At 35.4% G+C, this 18288-nt stretch carries 15 protein-coding genes and 1 riboswitch; of the genes, 1 reads left to right on the forward strand and 14 read right to left on the reverse strand.

The genetic code is table 11. From position 1 onward, the window contains the following. Positions 1-18 precede the first annotated feature (18 nt). The 10 genes from metH to ACZ0AH_RS20865 all read right to left on the reverse strand — a co-directional run bounded on the left by metH (position 19) and on the right by ACZ0AH_RS20865 (position 14085). Entirely contained in the window at positions 19-2694 is a 2676-nt protein-coding gene (metH, locus tag ACZ0AH_RS20820) for a methionine synthase (protein WP_463477669.1), read from the reverse strand. A gap of 258 nt (positions 2695-2952) precedes the next feature. Continuing rightward, positions 2953-3957, reverse strand: coding sequence for a homocysteine S-methyltransferase family protein (locus tag ACZ0AH_RS20825; protein ID WP_463477670.1), 1005 nt, complete (start codon positions 3955-3957; stop codon positions 2953-2955). 331 nt (positions 3958-4288) lie between these two features. Beyond that, a riboswitch (SAM riboswitch) is annotated at positions 4289-4403 on the reverse strand. 528 nt (positions 4404-4931) lie between these two features. Further along, positions 4932-5984, reverse strand: coding sequence for an NAD(P)/FAD-dependent oxidoreductase (locus ACZ0AH_RS20830; RefSeq protein WP_110837642.1), 1053 nt, complete (start codon positions 5982-5984; stop codon positions 4932-4934). Positions 5985-6193: 209 nt separating this feature from the next. Next, positions 6194-6775, reverse strand: coding sequence for a precorrin-2 dehydrogenase/sirohydrochlorin ferrochelatase family protein (locus ACZ0AH_RS20835; RefSeq protein WP_463477671.1), 582 nt, complete (start codon positions 6773-6775; stop codon positions 6194-6196). A 211-nt stretch (positions 6776-6986) separates the two neighbouring features. Then, positions 6987-7763 carry a uroporphyrinogen-III C-methyltransferase gene (gene cobA / locus ACZ0AH_RS20840; RefSeq protein ID WP_463477672.1) on the reverse strand — a complete coding sequence of 259 codons (777 nt, stop codon included), beginning with the start codon at positions 7761-7763 and terminating at the stop codon, positions 6987-6989. After that, positions 7756-9846, reverse strand: a complete 2091-nt coding sequence (locus ACZ0AH_RS20845; protein ID WP_463477673.1) for a HEPN domain-containing protein — start codon at positions 9844-9846, stop codon at positions 7756-7758. Before ACZ0AH_RS20845 ends, cobA begins: the two co-directional genes overlap by 8 nt. A gap of 129 nt (positions 9847-9975) precedes the next feature. Then, positions 9976-11220: a sulfate adenylyltransferase subunit 1 gene (locus ACZ0AH_RS20850; protein ID WP_463477674.1), complete on the reverse strand. Its 1245-nt coding sequence runs from the start codon at positions 11218-11220 to the stop codon at positions 9976-9978. Between the two features lie 130 nt (positions 11221-11350). Further along, entirely contained in the window at positions 11351-12250 is a 900-nt protein-coding gene (gene cysD, locus ACZ0AH_RS20855) for a sulfate adenylyltransferase subunit CysD (RefSeq protein ID WP_056190245.1), read from the reverse strand. A 194-nt stretch (positions 12251-12444) separates the two neighbouring features. Next, entirely contained in the window at positions 12445-13155 is a 711-nt protein-coding gene (locus tag ACZ0AH_RS20860) for a phosphoadenylyl-sulfate reductase (protein ID WP_463477675.1), read from the reverse strand. Between the two features lie 27 nt (positions 13156-13182). After that, positions 13183-14085 (reverse strand): sulfite exporter TauE/SafE family protein, encoded by a 903-nt coding sequence (locus tag ACZ0AH_RS20865; protein ID WP_463477676.1) that lies wholly within the window; start codon positions 14083-14085, stop codon positions 13183-13185. Positions 14086-14393: 308 nt separating this feature from the next. Between ACZ0AH_RS20865 and ACZ0AH_RS20870 the strand changes: the two genes are divergently transcribed. After that, positions 14394-15176 carry a sulfite exporter TauE/SafE family protein gene (locus tag ACZ0AH_RS20870; protein WP_463477677.1) on the forward strand — a complete coding sequence of 261 codons (783 nt, stop codon included), beginning with the start codon at positions 14394-14396 and terminating at the stop codon, positions 15174-15176. An 85-nt stretch (positions 15177-15261) separates the two neighbouring features. On the opposite strand, the gene ACZ0AH_RS20875 is transcribed toward ACZ0AH_RS20870, so the two are convergent. The 4 genes from ACZ0AH_RS20875 to ACZ0AH_RS20890 form a co-directional block, all read right to left on the reverse strand. Beyond that, positions 15262-15672 carry an RrF2 family transcriptional regulator gene (locus ACZ0AH_RS20875; RefSeq protein WP_099710601.1) on the reverse strand — a complete coding sequence of 137 codons (411 nt, stop codon included), beginning with the start codon at positions 15670-15672 and terminating at the stop codon, positions 15262-15264. Positions 15673-15810: 138 nt separating this feature from the next. Beyond that, positions 15811-16314, reverse strand: coding sequence for an RDD family protein (locus ACZ0AH_RS20880; RefSeq protein WP_463477678.1), 504 nt, complete (start codon positions 16312-16314; stop codon positions 15811-15813). Between the two features lie 148 nt (positions 16315-16462). After that, entirely contained in the window at positions 16463-17635 is a 1173-nt protein-coding gene (locus ACZ0AH_RS20885; RefSeq protein ID WP_463477679.1) for a trans-sulfuration enzyme family protein, read from the reverse strand. A 144-nt stretch (positions 17636-17779) separates the two neighbouring features. Continuing rightward, positions 17780-18205 carry an OsmC family protein gene (locus ACZ0AH_RS20890; RefSeq protein ID WP_463477680.1) on the reverse strand — a complete coding sequence of 142 codons (426 nt, stop codon included), beginning with the start codon at positions 18203-18205 and terminating at the stop codon, positions 17780-17782. Between the last annotated feature and the right edge of the window lie 83 nt (positions 18206-18288).

Consider the following 18288-nt stretch of genomic DNA (forward strand, 5'->3'; position numbering starts at 1 on the left):
TAAACATGAAACTTTTCTTTAGTCTGCTATATTAGGGTTTAACCATTTCATTGCGTAATCTGTTGGTACGTTACGTCGTTTGGCGTAATCTACAACCTGATCTTCTTTTATTTTTCCGAGTCCGAAATATTTACTTTTTGGATTTCCGAAATAATATCCTGAAACAGACGAAGCCGGCCACATCGCCATACTTTCTGTAAGCGTTACACCAATTTCTTCGGCAACATTTAGGAGTTTCCAAATCGTTGGTTTTTCCAGGTGATCCGGACAAGCGGGATATCCTGGCGCCGGACGAATTCCTTTATAATTTTCTTCAATTAAATCCTCTGTCGAAAGCGATTCTTCGGGATCATAACCCCAGAATTCCTGACGTACTTTTTCGTGAAGATATTCGGCGAAAGCCTCAGCAAAACGATCGGCTAATGCTTTTACCATAATCGAATTATAATCGTCCAAATCTTTCTCGAATTCAGCTGCCCATTCGTCTACACCAAAACCAGTTGTTACACAAAAAGCTCCAATATAATCTGTAATTCCTGAATCTTTTGGTAAAATAAAATCAGACAAAGCGATGTTTGGAGCGCCTTTCGTTTTTTGTGATTGCTGACGAAGTGTTAAAAATTTCTCCAACACTTTTCCGTTTTCATCACGCAATTCGATATCATCATCATCAATTTGATTCGCTGGAAAAATTCCGTAAATTCCTTTTGCAGACAGTTTTTTCTCTTCTAAAATCACTTTTAACATTGCCTGAGCATCTGCAAAAACAGAAGTTGCTTCTTCACCCACAACTTCATCCGTCAAGATCGCCGGATATTTCCCGAACAATTCCCAGGTTCTAAAAAACGGCGTCCAGTCAATATACGGAACCAAAACATCAAGATCTACTTCGACAATTTGTTTACCAATTACTTTTGGTTTGGTTGGTGTATATTCAGCCCAATCCAATTGTAATTTATTTTTACGTGCCTGTTCAATCGTCAGGAAGTTTTTGTCTCTTGAACGATTCAAAAACGTTTCTCTAAACGCATCATAATCAGCGCGAATATCGCTTGCATATATTTTACGGTTATGATCTAAAAGATTTCCTGCAACAGTAACGGCGCGCGAAGCATCGTTTACGTGAATTACAGTTTCTCTATATTGCGGAGCGATTTTCACGGCTGTATGCGCACGCGAAGTTGTTGCTCCACCAATCATAATCGGAATTTTAATTCCTTGTTTATCTAATTCTTTAGCCAAATACACCATTTCGTCAAGCGAAGGCGTAATCAATCCGCTTAAACCAATAATGTCTACATTGTGCTCAATCGCAGCGGCAATAATTTTTTCCGGAGGCACCATAACGCCAAGATCGACGATCTCGTAATTGTTACAAGCCAAAACCACCGAAACTATGTTTTTACCAATATCGTGAACGTCACCTTTTACGGTTGCCATCAATATTTTTCCGTTTCCTTGTTTATCTCCCGCTTGTTTGCTTGCTTCAATATAAGGCAACAAATACGCCACTGCTTTTTTCATTACACGTGCCGATTTTACAACCTGAGGCAGGAACATTTTTCCGCTTCCAAATAAATCTCCAACGACATTCATTCCTGTCATCAAATTGATTTCGATAACTTCAATTGGTTTTGTTGCAGCAAGACGCGCTTCTTCAACATCTTCTTCAATAAAAGCATCAACTCCTTTTACCAATGAATGTGTAATACGTTCCTGAACCGTTCCTAAACGCCATTCCTGAATCGCTTTTTCATCTGATTTTACTTCGCCTTTTACATTCTCTGCAAAATCCAAAAGTCGTTCAGTCGCATCGTCACGCCTGTTTAGGATTACGTCTTCAACATGTTCTAATAAATCTTTTGGAATATCATCATAAATCGAAAGCATCTCCGGATTCACGATTCCCATTGTCATTCCATTCTGAATCGCATGGTATAAAAACACCGAGTGCATCGCTTCACGAACGTGATCATTTCCTCTAAAAGAAAACGAAACGTTACTTACTCCACCACTAATATGCGCGTGTGGCAAGTTATCTCTAACCCATTTTGTACCTCTAAAAAAGTCCAAAGCATTTAAGCGATGTTCTTCCATTCCGGTTGCAACGGGAAAAATATTCAAATCGAAAATAATATCCTGTGGAGGAAACCCAACTTTATCAACCAAAATATCATACGAACGCTGACAAATTTCGACTCTACGCTCAAAATTATCCGCCTGACCTACTTCGTCAAAAGCCATGATAATCGCCGCAGCTCCGTATCGTTTGATTAATTTGGCGTGGTGAATAAAAGCTTCTTCTCCTTCTTTCAAAGAAATCGAGTTTACAACACTTTTTCCTTGTACTACTTTAAGACCCGCTTCGATGATTTCCCATTTCGAGCTGTCGATCATAATCGGCACTCTCGAAATATCCGGTTCAGATGCAATTAGATTCAAAAATTTTGTCATTGCCTGAACACCATCAAGCATTCCTTCATCCATATTAATATCGATGATTTGTGCTCCACCTTCTACTTGTTGTCTTGCAATATCAAGCGCCTCGTCATATTTCTCTTCCTTGATTAAGCGAAGGAATTTTCGCGAACCGGTTACATTCGTGCGCTCGCCAATGTTTACAAAAACACTAGTTGGCGTAATAATCAACGGTTCTAATCCTGCTAATACAAGGTCTCTTCTTTTTTCTGCCATTTTTTTTTAATTTTCAACGGAATAAATTCCGTCGCTACAATATGTTTCGTTCCTCTGGAACTTTTTCTAAGTTTTTTGCTTGTCCTTGCGAGGAACGAAGCAATCTCATCCTAATATTTCGTTCCTCCGGAAACTTTTCTCTTGAAATTTTATTCTCAATTCAACCTGCAAGGTTTTCAAAACCTTGTAGGTTTACTTTTTTATTCATCAACAAATTCATACCTACAAGGTTTTAAAAACCTTGCAGGAACGCAAACTTTAAGCCAAAACCGGCGCCACACGTGGCTTATAATCCTTCGCAACATCAGCAATTAATCGAATATGATCCGGAGTTGTGCCGCAACAACCACCAATGATGTTAATTAAATTATCATCTAAATATTCTTTAATGAAGGTCTGAGTTTGTTCCGGTGTTTCATCATATTGTCCGAATGCGTTTGGCAAACCTGCATTTGGGTGCGCCGAAACGTTGAACTGTGTATGTTGCGATAATGTTTTTAAATACGGTTTCAACAAATCGGCCCCTAAAGCGCAATTAAAACCAACACTCAATAATGGAATGTGCGATACTGAAATCAAAAATGCTTCAACTGTTTGCCCCGAAAGTGTTCTTCCTGAAGCATCTGTAATCGTTCCTGAAACCATGATTGGAATATCAAGATTACGTTCGTCTTTTACTTCTTCAATTGCGAAAAGTGCTGCTTTGGCATTTAAGGTATCGAAGATTGTTTCTACCAAAAGTAAATCGCAGCCACCATCCATTAAGGCTTCTACTTGTTGTTTGTAAGCGATACGTAGATCGTCAAATGTTACAGCTCTGTAACCCGGATCATTTACGTCTGGCGACATACTTGCTGTTCTGTTTGTCGGACCAATTGAACCGGCTACGAAACGTGGTTTGTCTGGGTTTTTAGCGGTGAATTCATCGGCTACTGCACGGGCAATTTTAGCCGATTCGTAGTTTAATTCGTAAACCAAATCTTCCAGGAAATAGTCGGCCATACCGATCGTAGTTCCTGAAAAAGTATTGGTTTCTACGATGTCTGCGCCAGCGTCAAAATAGGCAGCGTGGACATTGCGGATCGCTTGTGGTTGTGTTATGGATAGTAAATCGTTGTTTCCTTTTAACGGATGCGGAAAATCTTTGAAACGCTCTCCTCTAAAATCTTCTTCGGAGAAATTATAGCGTTGTAACATTGTTCCCATTGCTCCGTCAAGGATTAGGATATTTTTTTTAATTGCTTCCTGAATTGTTATTGCCATTTCTTTTTCTTTTAGTTTCTAAGGCGCTGAGGCACTAAGATGCTAAGTTTTTTAATTATATTTTCCGGATTTAAACCCGACAGGTTTTGAAAACCTGTCGGGTTTAACGCGGTATTTGATTCACATTGATTCCAAGAATTCAATATTGCCGGCTAATTAGCCCCGATGGAAGCAAATATCCTTTTATTCTGGGGTTCAGAATAAAAGATATTGTGTACAGCGGGAACGATGACAGCAAAAATGCGTCAATGATTCGCTCATGATACTAAATTCAGTAAAATAATATTGTAAGGTTGTCAGGAAAAGTTTGAGAAATACGAGTAATGTATTTTTGTTATCTATCTTTAATACTATGAATTAGTATAAAGTAGAATTTAGCACCTTCTTTATGATAAAGGGTTGCTAAGGTTTCATCGGGTCTATCCCTCCGCCTTTCGTGATAACTTTCAATAATTTTAAGAACAGCGCAAAGGTATGAAATCACCATGCGATTTGCAAGTGTTTTTTTTAAGTTTCTGAGGTTCTGAGTTGCTAAGGCTCTAAGTTTAAGGTTTGTCTTATGTTTTTTCAAATATAGCCCACGGTTTGAACCGTGGGAGAAGGATCGCGATTATGCATTGTGATATACATTGCGCTCCAGTGGTTGAAACTAGTGGCTATGTTTTAAAATATCTACAATAAAAATTATTTAAAAACATTTGTTTAAATTCTAATAGTACCTTTTTTAATAAAGCTCCAGCGGAGCATAATGTTTATAGCAAACAATTATGCGTTTGGGCAAAGCTCCAACGGAGCGAAATGATCTTTATAAATAATTATATGTCGACCCTCTGGGGCTTTTCCCAATAGATATGAGTAATTCTATAAATATTACATCCCTACGGGATTAAAAAAAGCCCAAACTTTAAAGTTTGAGCTTCTATATAAAATCTTAGAATCTTAGTCCCATAGTCCCGAAGCCTCGGGATAGCAACTTATACTATCGCCTTAACAACTGCTTTCGGCGCTTCTTTACGAGTTCCGTCGAAACCGTCTACTCCTGAAACTGTTGTATATTTTAAAACGTATTTTTTACCAGGATTAATGATTTGGTACGCTGCCTGACACATTAAAGTCGCTTCGTGGAAACCGCAAAGTATCAACTTTAATTTTCCTGGGTATGTATTAACGTCTCCAATAGCAAAGATTCCCGGAATATTCGTTTGGTAATCTAAGGCGTTGTTTACTTTAATGGCATTTTTTTCGATATCTAATCCCCAGTCTGCGATTGGACCTAATTTTGGTGTTAATCCGAAAAGTGGAATAAAGAAATCGGTTTCGATTTTGCGGTGTGCCCCGTTTTCTTCGATATCTAAAGACTCAACATGCTCAGCACCATTGATTCCGATTACTTCTGCAGGCGTAATTAATTTGATTTTTCCAGACGTTTTTAATTCCTGTACTTTTTCTACAGAATCTAAAGCACCTCTAAATTCGTTTCTTCTATGAATTAAGGTTACTTCTGAAGCTACATTTGCCAAGAAAATACTCCAGTCTAATGCTGAATCTCCTCCTCCTGCAATTACAACTCTTTTATCTCTGAATTTCTCCGGATTTTTGATGAAGTATTTTACTCCTTTATCTTCATAAAACTCGATATCTTCTATAAGGGGCTTGCGTGGCTCAAAACTTCCCAAACCTCCTGCAATGGCAATAACCGGCGCGTGAAATTTAGTTCCTTTGTTTGAGGTTACGATAAAACTTCCATCTTCTTGTTTTTCGATTGTTTCAGCGCGTTCTCCTAATGTGTAACCTGGCTCGAACTGCTTAATTTGCTCTTGCAGGTTATCAATTAAATCTCCTGCTAAAACTTCCGGGAAACCAGGAATATCATATATAGGTTTTTTTGGATACAATTCTGAAAGTTGTCCTCCTGCTTGTGGTAAAGCATCTAAAATATGACATTTTAATTTTAATAATCCTGCCTCAAAAACGGCAAATAAACCTGTTGGTCCTGCTCCAATTATAAGTATATCTGTTTTAATCATTATGTTGTTGTTTATAATCATTCTTAATAATACAAAGAAACGAATAATATATTCTATTGTCAAATGATTTTATCATTGATTCCTTTGCCTAATTTTTCATCGGGGTTAATCCCGAAGCTTCGGGACGATGCTACAATATGAACCGCTCCTACGGATCATCGGGTTAAAACCCGACGCTACAATATGAATCGTCCCTCCGGGACTTTTTGTTATTCTTTATTTTTTAATGAAGCCGTAATCTGGTTCATCTTTTTAACCTTGTCTTCAAAATTACCTTTCAGTGTCTTTCGGTATTCGTTTAGATTTTCTACCATTTGGTTGATATCTTCCGGAATTACTTCTTCAAAAAATTCCCGAAGCCTTTTGGCTGTTGTTGGTGATTTTCCGTTGGTCGAAATGGCTATTTTGACATTTCCTTTCGTTACAATTCCGCCTAAATAATAATCACATAAATCCGGCGTATCGGCAATATTGCAAATCAAATAACGCTTTCGGGACAAATCGTATACCTTTTTGTTGACTTTCAAATCATCAGTACAAGCGATTACCATGTGGCGTTTTTTGAGCATTTTCTTTTTAAACTTCGATTTGGTTAACGTAACCGAAGGATGTGTGTCAGCCAAAACCTTAATTTCTAAATGAAAATTTGGTGCTACAACCTCAACATTTGCATTCGGACTCGACTTTAATAAAAAAGAGAGCTTTTCTAATCCAACATTTCCTCCGCCCACAATCAAAACATTGAGATTGTGAAGTTTTAAGAATATTGGATATAATTCATTTTGTTCCATTTCATTTAATTTTATCCAATCAAAATTAGATGATTTATTTTATTTGACGATTTATTTTGACAGAAATTATTTATAAAAAACTTTTAATCATCTCAACATTAACCTATTATTTCATAAATTGTCTTCTCAGGCTGAAACCCTGCGCTACAATATTACCATCGTTCCCCGTGTTGAAACCCGGCGCTACAATATGGATCGTTCCTCCGGAACTTTATCTAACAATTTCTTTCGACAAAAAGTCTTCGTAAAAACCTTTTAATTTATTGCTTTCGCGAACAACATTTCCGAGAACGATAATCGCTGGTGAACTCAGTTTTTTCTCTTTTACAACTTCTAAAATCGAATCTACGGTTCCAACTCCCACTTTTTCATCTTTGGTTGTTCCGTTTTGGATGATTGCTATGGGCAAATCCCCTTTGTCTTCTTTTTGAAACAAATCGATAATTTGAGGCAATTTATGCATTCCCATCAAAATAACAACCGTTGCAGATGATTGTGCGGCCAAGGCAACATCATCAGATAATTTTCTATCAGAAGTTGTTCCTGTAATCGCCCAGAAACTTTCTGAAACGCCTCTTTTTGTAATCGAAATTCCCTGACTTGCAGGAACTGCAACTACCGAAGATATTCCAGGAACCACAACGGTCTCGATTCCGAAACTTTCTGCAAATTCAATTTCTTCGCTTCCACGTCCGAAAATAAACGGATCTCCACCTTTTAAACGCACGACATTTCCGTACGTTAAAGCATTATCTACAATCAATTGATTAATTTGATCCTGAGTATAAGCGTGATTGCCGATCTTTTTTCCAACAAAAATTTTGATGGCATTTTTAGGCGCATGTAATAATATTTCTTCATTGGCCAATGCATCGTACAAAACCACATTCGCCTGAGCAAGAGCTTTTACGGCTTTCAGCGTAAGCAAATCCGGATCTCCGGGACCTGCACCAACTAAAGTTACTTTGGGTTTAATTGTATTAAGCATTTGCTAATTCTTGAGCTCTATATTTTTCTATGGTATCAAAAAATGTAATTCCTTCCTGAATGTATTGTTTTGCAAACGCTTCTGAAGGTTCTGTTTGATTGATTTGATATACTAATTCTTTGAACGTTGTTGGCAATTCAATTTTACCGGTTAAAATAAAAACATTGTCAAATAAATCAACAATTCCTGCGTGATTGTTTGTTTTTTCGTTTTCTGAAAGTAATAATGCTTTTGCACCATTTACAAATCCTGCATATGCATGATAAATAGCATCTGACCATTTTCCTTCGTCGAAAGATTCTTGTGCAAAAGTCAATTTATCTTTAGCTTCTAATAATAAAGTAGCCACTAAATCGATCACAACGCCGGCACATTCTCCAACTCCAACTGCTTTTACGTAATTGTCTGCGTTACCCCAATCAACAAAATCAGCTTCGGTTAAATTAGTCACGTCTGCGAAAGGTTTTAAGATTTCATAAAAATATTTCTCTCCTTTTTGATCGTAATAGTTTAGGAATTTTTCTCCGTTTGCATTCGCATCAAAATCATTTAAAATGCTACGCAACGCATCCGGGCCTCTACGGCTTGGAATTTTGATTACTTTATCGGCAAAACGTCCTGCTCCGTTTCCTAATCTTCCTCCTCCTAATAAAACCTGCAATGCCGGAGCTACTAATTTTCCTGAATTGATAGACATTCCCTGAAATCCAATTGCTGACATATTATGCTGTCCGCAAGCGTTCATACAACCCGAAATTTTAATTTCGATTTCACGGTTATTTAAATATTGAGGATATTCTGCACTAATCACTTTTTCTAATTCTTCTGCAATACCGGTACTACTTGCAATCCCCAAATTACAAGTATCAGTACCAGGACATGCCGTAATATCTACAGTAGAATTATATCCTAAATGAACAAAGTCCAACTTGGCTAATTCCTGATAAAAGAAGGGAAGATTCTCTTCTTTTATATGACGTATTACAATATTTTGACGCAATGAAAAACGTAGTTCATTTGCTCCGTAATTTTTAATTAAATCTGCCAATAATCTTGCTTTATCGGTATAAAAATCTCCTAATAAAACTTTGATTCCAATTGCGTAATAACCTTCTTGTTTTTGAGCAATTACGTTTGATTTTTTCCATGCTTCATAAGCTGCAGTATCTTCAATAGTTACTGACGGAACTGGTAATAATGTCTCTGGAATTGGTGCTTCAAAAGCTGTTGTATCAATTTCATAAGTTTCAAAAGCGATTGCTTTTTTCTCTTTTTCAACCAAATCCATGAAAGTATCTTTCCCTATTTCTTTGATTAAAAATTTCAAACGTGCTTTCATTCTTTTAGCGCGTTCTCCGTATCTGTCAAAAATTCTAATTACACCTTCTGCTGTTGGAATAATTTGGTTTGCCGGAACGAATTCTGAAAGTAATTCAGCATGAGCCGGCTGAGATCCTAAACCTCCTCCTAACATGATTTTGAAACCACGAACGCCATCAACAATTTTTGGAATAAATCCTAAATCGTGTAAATAACTCAAAGCCGTATCTTCATCAGATGATGAGAACGAAATTTTGAATTTACGCCCCATTTCCTGACAAATAGGATTTCTTAACAAATACTGGAATAAACCGTGTGCGTAAGGCGAAACATCAAATGGTTCGTTTACATCTACACCGGCTAATTCGCTTGCTGTAATATTACGAACGGTGTTTCCGCAAGCTTCACGCAAGGTAACATCGTCTTTTGCCAAATTTGCCCAAAGTTCAGGTGTTCTGTCTAAACTCACATAGTGAATCTGAATATCCTGACGCGTTGTAATATGTAAACGTCCTGTCGAATATTCATCAGAAACTTTAGTAATACGCACCAATTGTTCGCTGGTAACTTTACCAAAAGGCAATTTAATACGAATCATTTGTACGCCTTCCTGACGCTGTCCGTAAATTCCACGTGCTAAACGAAGACTACGAAAACGCTCATCATCAATTTTTCCTCCACGGAATAAGTGAATCTTTTTTTCTAAATCGATAATCTCTTTCTGAACTATCGGATTTTCTATTTCTGTTCTAAAACTTTCCATTTTTTTTGATGCTTTAGGCTTTTTTTACTTTCGTGCTTTAGGCTTTAGGCAATAAGCTTTAAGCTTTCCTAAAATACCTGAAATATGTTTTTTTTGCTAAAAGCCTAGAGCTTAAAGCTTACAGCAGGTTTACCTGATAAATCCTACTCCTGCTGTTGTATTCGTAGCTGTATCAATTAAGATAAATGCTCCGTTTGATTTATTTTCGTTGTAAGCATCAAAATACAAAGGCTTACTTAATTTGATAGTTACTTCTCCAATTTCGTTGATCGCTAATTGTGATGCTTCTTTTGTTCCTGAATAATCGGTTGAGATTGTATTTTTGATACTTTCTACTTTTGCTAAAACCGAGTTTGTGTTGTGTTGAACAATATATTTTGTACCCGCGACCAGTTTTTTACTGTCCATCCAGCAAACTGTTGTGGTGATTTCTTTTTCAATTTTTGGAAGTTCCGATGATTTTACAATCATATCGCCTCTTGTCACATTGATGTCATTTTCTAATTCGATTGTAATCGAAGAACCTGCAACGGCTTCATCATATGTTTTATCGAAAAAGTGAATTTTTGATACTTTTGATTCTGTTAACGAAGGAAGAACCGTAACAGCATCGCCAACTTTAATTGAATTTCCGTATAATTTTCCTGCGTAACCTCTAAAGTCGTGGTATTCCTCTGTTTTTGGACGAATAACAGTCTGAACCGGGAAGCGTGCTTTTCCAGTTTCAAAAACATCCGAAGAATGCAATCCTTCTAAATGTTCCAGAACGGTTTGTCCTGTATACCAAGGCATATCTTTAGATTGATCAACAACATTTCCGCCATTAATTGCACTTAACGGAATGTAACTTACGTTTTGTTCTTTAAAAGTACTTTTTGCATTTAAAGCTTGGAAATCGGCTTTGATTTTGTTGTAAACTTCTTCCGAATAATCAACTAAATCCATTTTGTTAATCGCAACAATTACTTCTTTTACTCTCAATAAATTATTGATAAAAAAGTGACGGTATGTTTGCTCAATTACACCTTTTCTGGCATCAATTAAAATGATTGAAACCTGAGAAGTCGAAGCTCCAGTAACCATGTTTCTCGTATATTCTACGTGACCCGGAGTATCGGCAATGATGTAACTTTTCTTTGCAGTCGAAAAATAAATATGCGCTACATCAATTGTAATTCCTTGTTCTCTTTCGGCTACTAAACCATCCGTTGCTAATGAAAAATCAAGATAATCGTATCCTTTTTGTTTACTGCTTTTTTCGATTGCTTCTATTTTGTCTGTAGTCAACGATTTTGTATCATACAATAATCTTCCAATCAAAGTACTTTTTCCGTCATCTACACTTCCTGCTGTTGCTATTTTTAAAACTTCCATTCTAATATTTTGTTTCAGGTTTAAAATTTTAGTTTCAGGTTTCAGGTTGATTCCCTTTGAACTAAAGTTTAAAGCTGTATGTTTTTTGTTTTTACTTTTTAATTAATAATTTATAATTCACAATTAATAATTAAAAGTACCCTTGTTGTTTTCTCTTTTCCATCGCAGCTTCAGAACGTTTGTCGTCGATTCTGGCACCTCTTTCAGAAATAGTCGAAGTTCTGATTTCTCCAACAACTTCCTGGATTGTTGCTGCATATGATTCAACAGCAGCTGTACAACTCATATCTCCAACGGTTCTGAAACGAACAATTCTTTCTTCGATTTGCTCGTCTTCTTCCTGATACACATAAGGAGAATGCGACCAGATTAAACCGTCTCTCAAAAAAACTTTTCTTTTATGTGAAAAATAAATCGACGGAATTTCAATATGTTCTTTTTCGATATAACTCCAAACATCTAATTCTGTCCAGTTTGAAATTGGGAAAACACGAACGTTTTGACCATTTTCTATTTTTCCGTTCAAAATATCAAACAATTCCGGACGTTGATTTTTTTCGTCCCATTGACCAAAATCGTCACGAACTGAAAAAATACGTTCTTTTGCTCTTGCTTTTTCTTCATCACGACGCGCACCACCGATACAAGCATCAAACTTAAATTCTTCGATTGCATCTAAAAGCGTGATTGTCTGTAAGCTGTTTCTACTAGAATATTTCCCAGTTTCTTCTACCACTTTTCCTTCATCAATAGCATCCTGAACATTACGAACGATTAATTCTAATCCTAATTCTTCAACCAATTTATCTCTGAAAGCGATTGTTTCAGGAAAATTATGTCCCGTATCAACGTGCAAAAGAGGAAACGGAATTTTTGCAGGAAAAAATGCTTTTTGCGCCAAACGCACTAATGTTATAGAATCTTTTCCTCCAGAAAAAAGCAAAACCGGTTTGTCAAACTGTGAAATTACTTCTCTGAAAATGTATATCGCTTCACTCTCTAAAGCGTTTGTTTTTAATACTGAACTCATTTTTATTTGTTTAAAAAGTTTCAAGTTTCAGGTTCAAGGCTGTCCCTTATCTAAATCTCTCCGCTACTATTTTTTATTCTTAATTCTAATCTTCTCCATCGGATTAAAACCCGACGCTACAATATGAACCGTTCCTCCGGAACTTTTAGTCTAAAATCTTAATTCTTGATTCTTTACTCTTTACTCTATTCTCTTTACTCTTTCTTAGCGCTATGCAACCCACATTCTTTATGACTTGATTCCCACCACCATCTTCCGGCTCTGATATCTTCTCCGGGGAAAATCGCTCTTGTACAAGGCGCACATCCAATACTTACGAAACCTTTTTTGTGTAAGGCATTTTGAGGAACGTTGTTTTCTGATAAATAGGTTTCAACTTCTTCTAAAGACCATTTTAATAATGGATTGAATTTGATAATTCCAAAACCTCCGTCGTATTCAAATAATTGAAGATCATGTCTGTTCTCCGATTGTTCTGCTCTCAAACCTGTAATCCAAACTGAATTTCCTGCTAAAGCTTTTCTCAACGGAACTACTTTACGGATGAAACAACATTCTTTTCTGTTTTCAACCGAATCGTAAAAGCTGTTTGGTCCTTTTTCTTTCAGTAAACTTTCTACCGCTGTTGCTTCCGGAAAATAAACTTCAATCTGTTTTTTGTATTTCTTTAAAGTCTTATGAAAAACATCATAAGTTTCCTGAAATAATCTTCCTGTATCTAATGTAAAAATGGTAATATCCTGATTACTTTTTGCAATAAAATCTGTAATTACCTGATCTTCCTGACCAAAAGAAGTCGAAAAAATTACTTTTCCCGGATATTCTTTAGCTAAAAAAGCTAATGTTTCGTCAAGCGAAAAATCCTTCGTTTTATCTAACAATGATTGTATAATTGTCTCGCTCATATTCTTTTTCTTTCCTTCTAAAAAATATTACAATAATTTAGATAATGTTTTTAAACTCAATAGTATAATTAAAATTCCAACTGCAATCATCATTGGTTTTCTTTTGATTTTATTTACCAGATAAGCGCCAATTGGTGCTGCAATTACTCCTCCTAAAATCAAACCTATAATAACCTGCCAACCGTGAATTCCTCCAAAAATCATAAAAGTGATTCCACTTGCAAATGAAACTGCAAATTCAGCAGCGTTCACAGAACCTATTGTATATCTTGGATTTCTTCCTCTTCCTAACAATGTTGAGGTTACGATTGGTCCCCAGCCTCCGCCACCAACAGCATCCATGAAACCTCCAAAAGTGGCCAGAAAACCTAATTTTTTAGTTTTCTTTTTAATTATCGTTTTAGCTAAAGCTTTTCTAATAATAATAACTGCCAAAACAATCATATAAACTGCAATAAATGGCTTGATAACATCGCCATTAATAACATCAGACAATAAATAAGCTCCGGTTATTGAACCCAAAACTCCCGGAATCAACAAGTGTTTTACCAGTTTTTTATTGATGTTCCCAAATCGATGATGAGAAAGTGCTGATGCTCCTGTTGTAAACATTTCAGATACGTGAACTGCCGTACTGCTCACAACTGGCGGAACTCCGTAAGCCAATAAAAATGAAGTAGAAGTTGCTCCGTAACCCATTCCTAAAGTACCATCTACCAATTGAGCAAAAATACCGATTAAGAAAAAGACCAAAAACTCCTGATTAAAACCTCCAACAAATCCGTTCCAGGTAAATTCAGCGTAATGATTATAGATTAATGTTCCTAATAATCCAATTAATAAAACTACAGGTATTATAACCCATAACTTTTCTTTTATTGTTGTATCAGCCTTAACATCAAAACTATTCAATTTCAGTTCTTTCTCCATAATCTTATGTTTCTCTTTAAAAAATCCATTACCCTATCGGCTTAGTAGATTACAATGCAAAAATACTACTTATTTCTAAATATCAAAGCAATATTTAAAAATTTTACACTTCTAACTATCATAAGATTAACTAAGAGAGTCGTTTAAAGAATTTAACAAATCAACTTAATAAGTTAAAAATCGTATATGACTGATTAACAGCAATATATTCCCTTGATTATTTTTCTTTTTAAAATAGATCCTTAAAGTCTACCACATCCATAGGATAATTATAAAATACTTCCTATTTTTACCGCAAATTTTTATGTATGGATTTTCAGATAGGTCTTATAATTGCCGGTTTAGTAGTGGGATTTGTAGTGGGATTAACAGGTGTAGGAGGCGGCTCTTTAATGACTCCAATTTTATTATATTTTGGAATTCCACCCACAACAGCAGTTGGAACCGATTTATTATATGCTGCTTTTACCAAAATGGGAGGTGTATTTGTGCATCATAAAAAAGGAAATATAAACTGGACGATTACAGGCTGGCTTACTTTAGGCAGTGTTCCTGCTGCTTTGATTACTTTATGGATATTAAACAGCATTAAAACCGATATTTCGACTATAAATGCTGTTATAAAATACAGTTTAGGCTGGGCATTGCTTTTTACATCTATAGCTATTTTATTTAAAAAGAAATTATTAGTACTTTCTCAAAAACATGCCGGAGATAAATTTCACAGCGAAAGTCATACGCAAAATATGTTAACTATCGGGATTGGTGTATTGTTGGGCGCAACTGTAACGCTAACATCTATTGGAGCCGGCGCTTTGGGTACGGTTACTTTGTTTTTCCTTTATCCGCTTTTGCCAACACCTCGTTTGGTTGGAACCGAGATTGCTCATGCCGTTCCTTTAACGCTGGTTGCAGGAATTGGTCACGCTTCTATGGGGAATTTAGATTTGGTTTTATTAGGTCAACTATTGATGGGATCGCTTCCCGGAATTTTTATAGGAAGCATGTTAAGCGGGAAAGTGCCTGACTTATTTCTTAGAAATGCAATTGCAATAATGCTTTTTATCGCTGGATATAAATTGGTTTTTTAAAAAAAATACATTTTAGATCATAAAAAAATGCCCATTTCATTAAAATTGAAATGGGATTTTTCTATTTATTTAAAAAAAGAATGGATTAAAATGCAATATCTGCCAATGAATTACTTTCGAGAATTTTAAGCGTATTATCTCTTACTTCTGTCATTAAACGCCTTGCTGCACAAGTGGTTTCGTCATCGCAATCGTCACATTTTTCATAAAAGTTATGACTTGCACAAGGTAATAATGCGATTGGTCCTTCGAGAATACGATATACTTTGGCCATGCTGATATCTTTTGGATCTTTTATCAGATAATAACCTCCGCCTTTTCCTTTTTTGGCACCTAGAAAACCGGAATTTCTAAGCAAGAGTAAAATACTTTCTAAGAACTTAATTGAAATATGTTCACTTTTTGCAATTTCAGCAATTTGTACGGGATCATTATTTTCACGTCGGGCTAAATAGGTTAAAGCTTTAATTCCGTATTTTGTTTTCTTTGAAAGCACGTATATAAATTTTAGATTGTTGGGGTTAGATTTTAGATTTCTGATCCAAATCAACAAACCCTATATTTTTCTGCAACAAAAATAGGCTTTTTATACGAGAATACTAACAGAATAAGATTTTATATTCTACTTAATCTATCAATCTAATTCGTTATTACCAATTAAATTCAAATCATACCATAATTTTATTGCTTCTTTTAACTCTTTTCTATTGACAACATACGTTTTGGAAAGGGAATCATGCCATATTCTTCCTGATTTTCCTAAAAAAGATAATCCATCAAACGGAATCAAACGACATAAAGTTCGTAAAAGAATAAATTCAAAACCAGGCTTAAGTCCGTTTTCATTAACGACAATTGTTCTGGTAATTAATTTACCAAATGATCTTCCAAAAAACGATTCCAAAACTAGATAATTAAGCATTAAAAAAACCAATAAAACTAAATAGGTATCATTAATGACCATTTTCTCCCAAATTGAAAATATATCCCAATTAAAAATATTACCAACAATTACAACGAAAAAACTAAAAATGAATATGGTAACAAAAACAAAAAAGAGATCCAAAATACAATTCAAAAAACGATCTGCATCAGAAGCCAATAATTTCTTTTCTATAACATAAATAGATTTGGTCATATTAATTTTTGTTGTTTTATCTTTTACAATCCTTCTGATAATATAATATACTATTGCTTAAAACAAATCTAAAATAAAATAACGATTTTCAACTGTAAAATAATTACAGTTAAAAATCGTCATTTTATAATTTGTAAATCTAAATTTTTTAAGAAAGCGCTTGCTCTAAATCAGCAATTACATCTTTTACGGTTTCTAAACCTACAGAAACACGCACTAAACCTTCCGTAATTCCGACTGCTAATTTTTCTTCAACAGACAATTTACTGTGTGTTGTTGATGCAGGATGCGTTACAATAGTTTTTACATCTCCGATATTTGCAGATAATGAACAAAGTTTTATTTTATCCAGAAATTTTCTTCCTGCTTCAATTCCGCCTTTAATTTCAAATGCAATAATGTTACCGCCTAAAAGCATTTGTTTTTTGGCAATTTCATATTTTGGATGTGATTTTAAAAACGGATATTTCACACTATTTACATTTGGATGTGCTTCTAGAAATTCGGCTACTATTAATGCATTTTCGCAATGTCTGTCAACACGAACAGCCAAAGTTTCTAAACTTTTTGATAAAACCCACGCATTAAATGGTGACATTGCAGGTCCTGTATTTCTTGAAAACAAGTATATTTTACGAATTAACTCTGCATTTCCAACTGCAACTCCGCCTAAAACACGACCTTGGCCGTCAATTAATTTTGTAGCAGAATGAATCACTATATCTGCGCCATATTTAATAGGCTGCTGAATATATGGCGTCGCAAAGCAATTGTCAATTATTAAAATCAGATTGTGTCTTTTGGCAATTTGACCCAATAATTCTAAATCTACTACGTCTACACCAGGATTTGTAGGTGTTTCAGCATATAGAATTTTCGTATTTGGCTTAATAAAACTTTCGATTGTTTCCGGTTTATTGATATCAAAATAAGTTGTTTCAATATTCCATTTTGGAAAATACGTCATAAACAAAGCATGAGTCGATCCAAAAACGCTTCCTGCAGAAACAATATGATCGCCAGAATCCAGCAATGCAGCAAAAGTTGAATATATAGCAGCCATTCCGGTTGCAAAAGCATAACCGGCTTCAGCACCTTCCATAGCGCAAACCTTATCTACAAACTCCGTTGTATTTGGGTTGCTAAAACGCGAGTAAATATTGCGGACTTTTTCTTCTGTAAAAGAAGCTCTCATATCCTCAGCATCTTCAAATACAAAACTTGATGATAAATACAAAGGAGTTGAATGTTCCTGAAATTGTGATTTTTCTAAATGTGTACGTATGGCTAAGGTTTCAAAACCAAATTCTTGTTCGTTCATTTTAATTTTTGTTTTTTTTTGTTTCAGGTTTCAAGTTTCTGGTTTATACGGTACGTAAAAACCATGATTGAAACGTAAACAAGTAAGTCTTTTTTAGTCAATCCAAAAATTATCTAATTCTCTAATTGACTCATTTTCTAATTCTTATAATTGTTCGTTGTTCAATACAACTTTATATTTTATGGTTGCTGTAGGTTCAACTGTTTTAGCAACTGAGCAATATTTCTCGAAAGAAAGCTGTGCAGCTTTTTGTGCTTTTTCAGGGTTAATATCGCCTTCCATATAAAAAACCACATTGATTTCTTTAAATGGTGTTGCTTCTCCAACTTTTACGCGTTCGCCTTCGACCTCAGCGTTAAATGACGTTATTTCCTGACGTTGTTTCTTTAAAATCGAAATCATATCAATCGCGCTGCATCCCGCAACGCCCATTAATACTAATTCCATCGGACTTGCACCTAAATCGCTTCCGCCAAATTCGGCTCTGCTGTCAACATCAACTATATGACCTCTTTCATTTTTTAATTTGAAATGAAACGCGTCGTTTACTCTGTTTAAGGTTACTTTCATGTTATGTTTTTTCTTTTTTTTATTTACAATCTTGTCATTTCGACGGAGGAGAAATCTTCGCAAGTAGCTCCATTCCAAATGTT

The sequence above is a fragment of the Flavobacterium sp. AC105 genome (assembly GCF_979258495.1).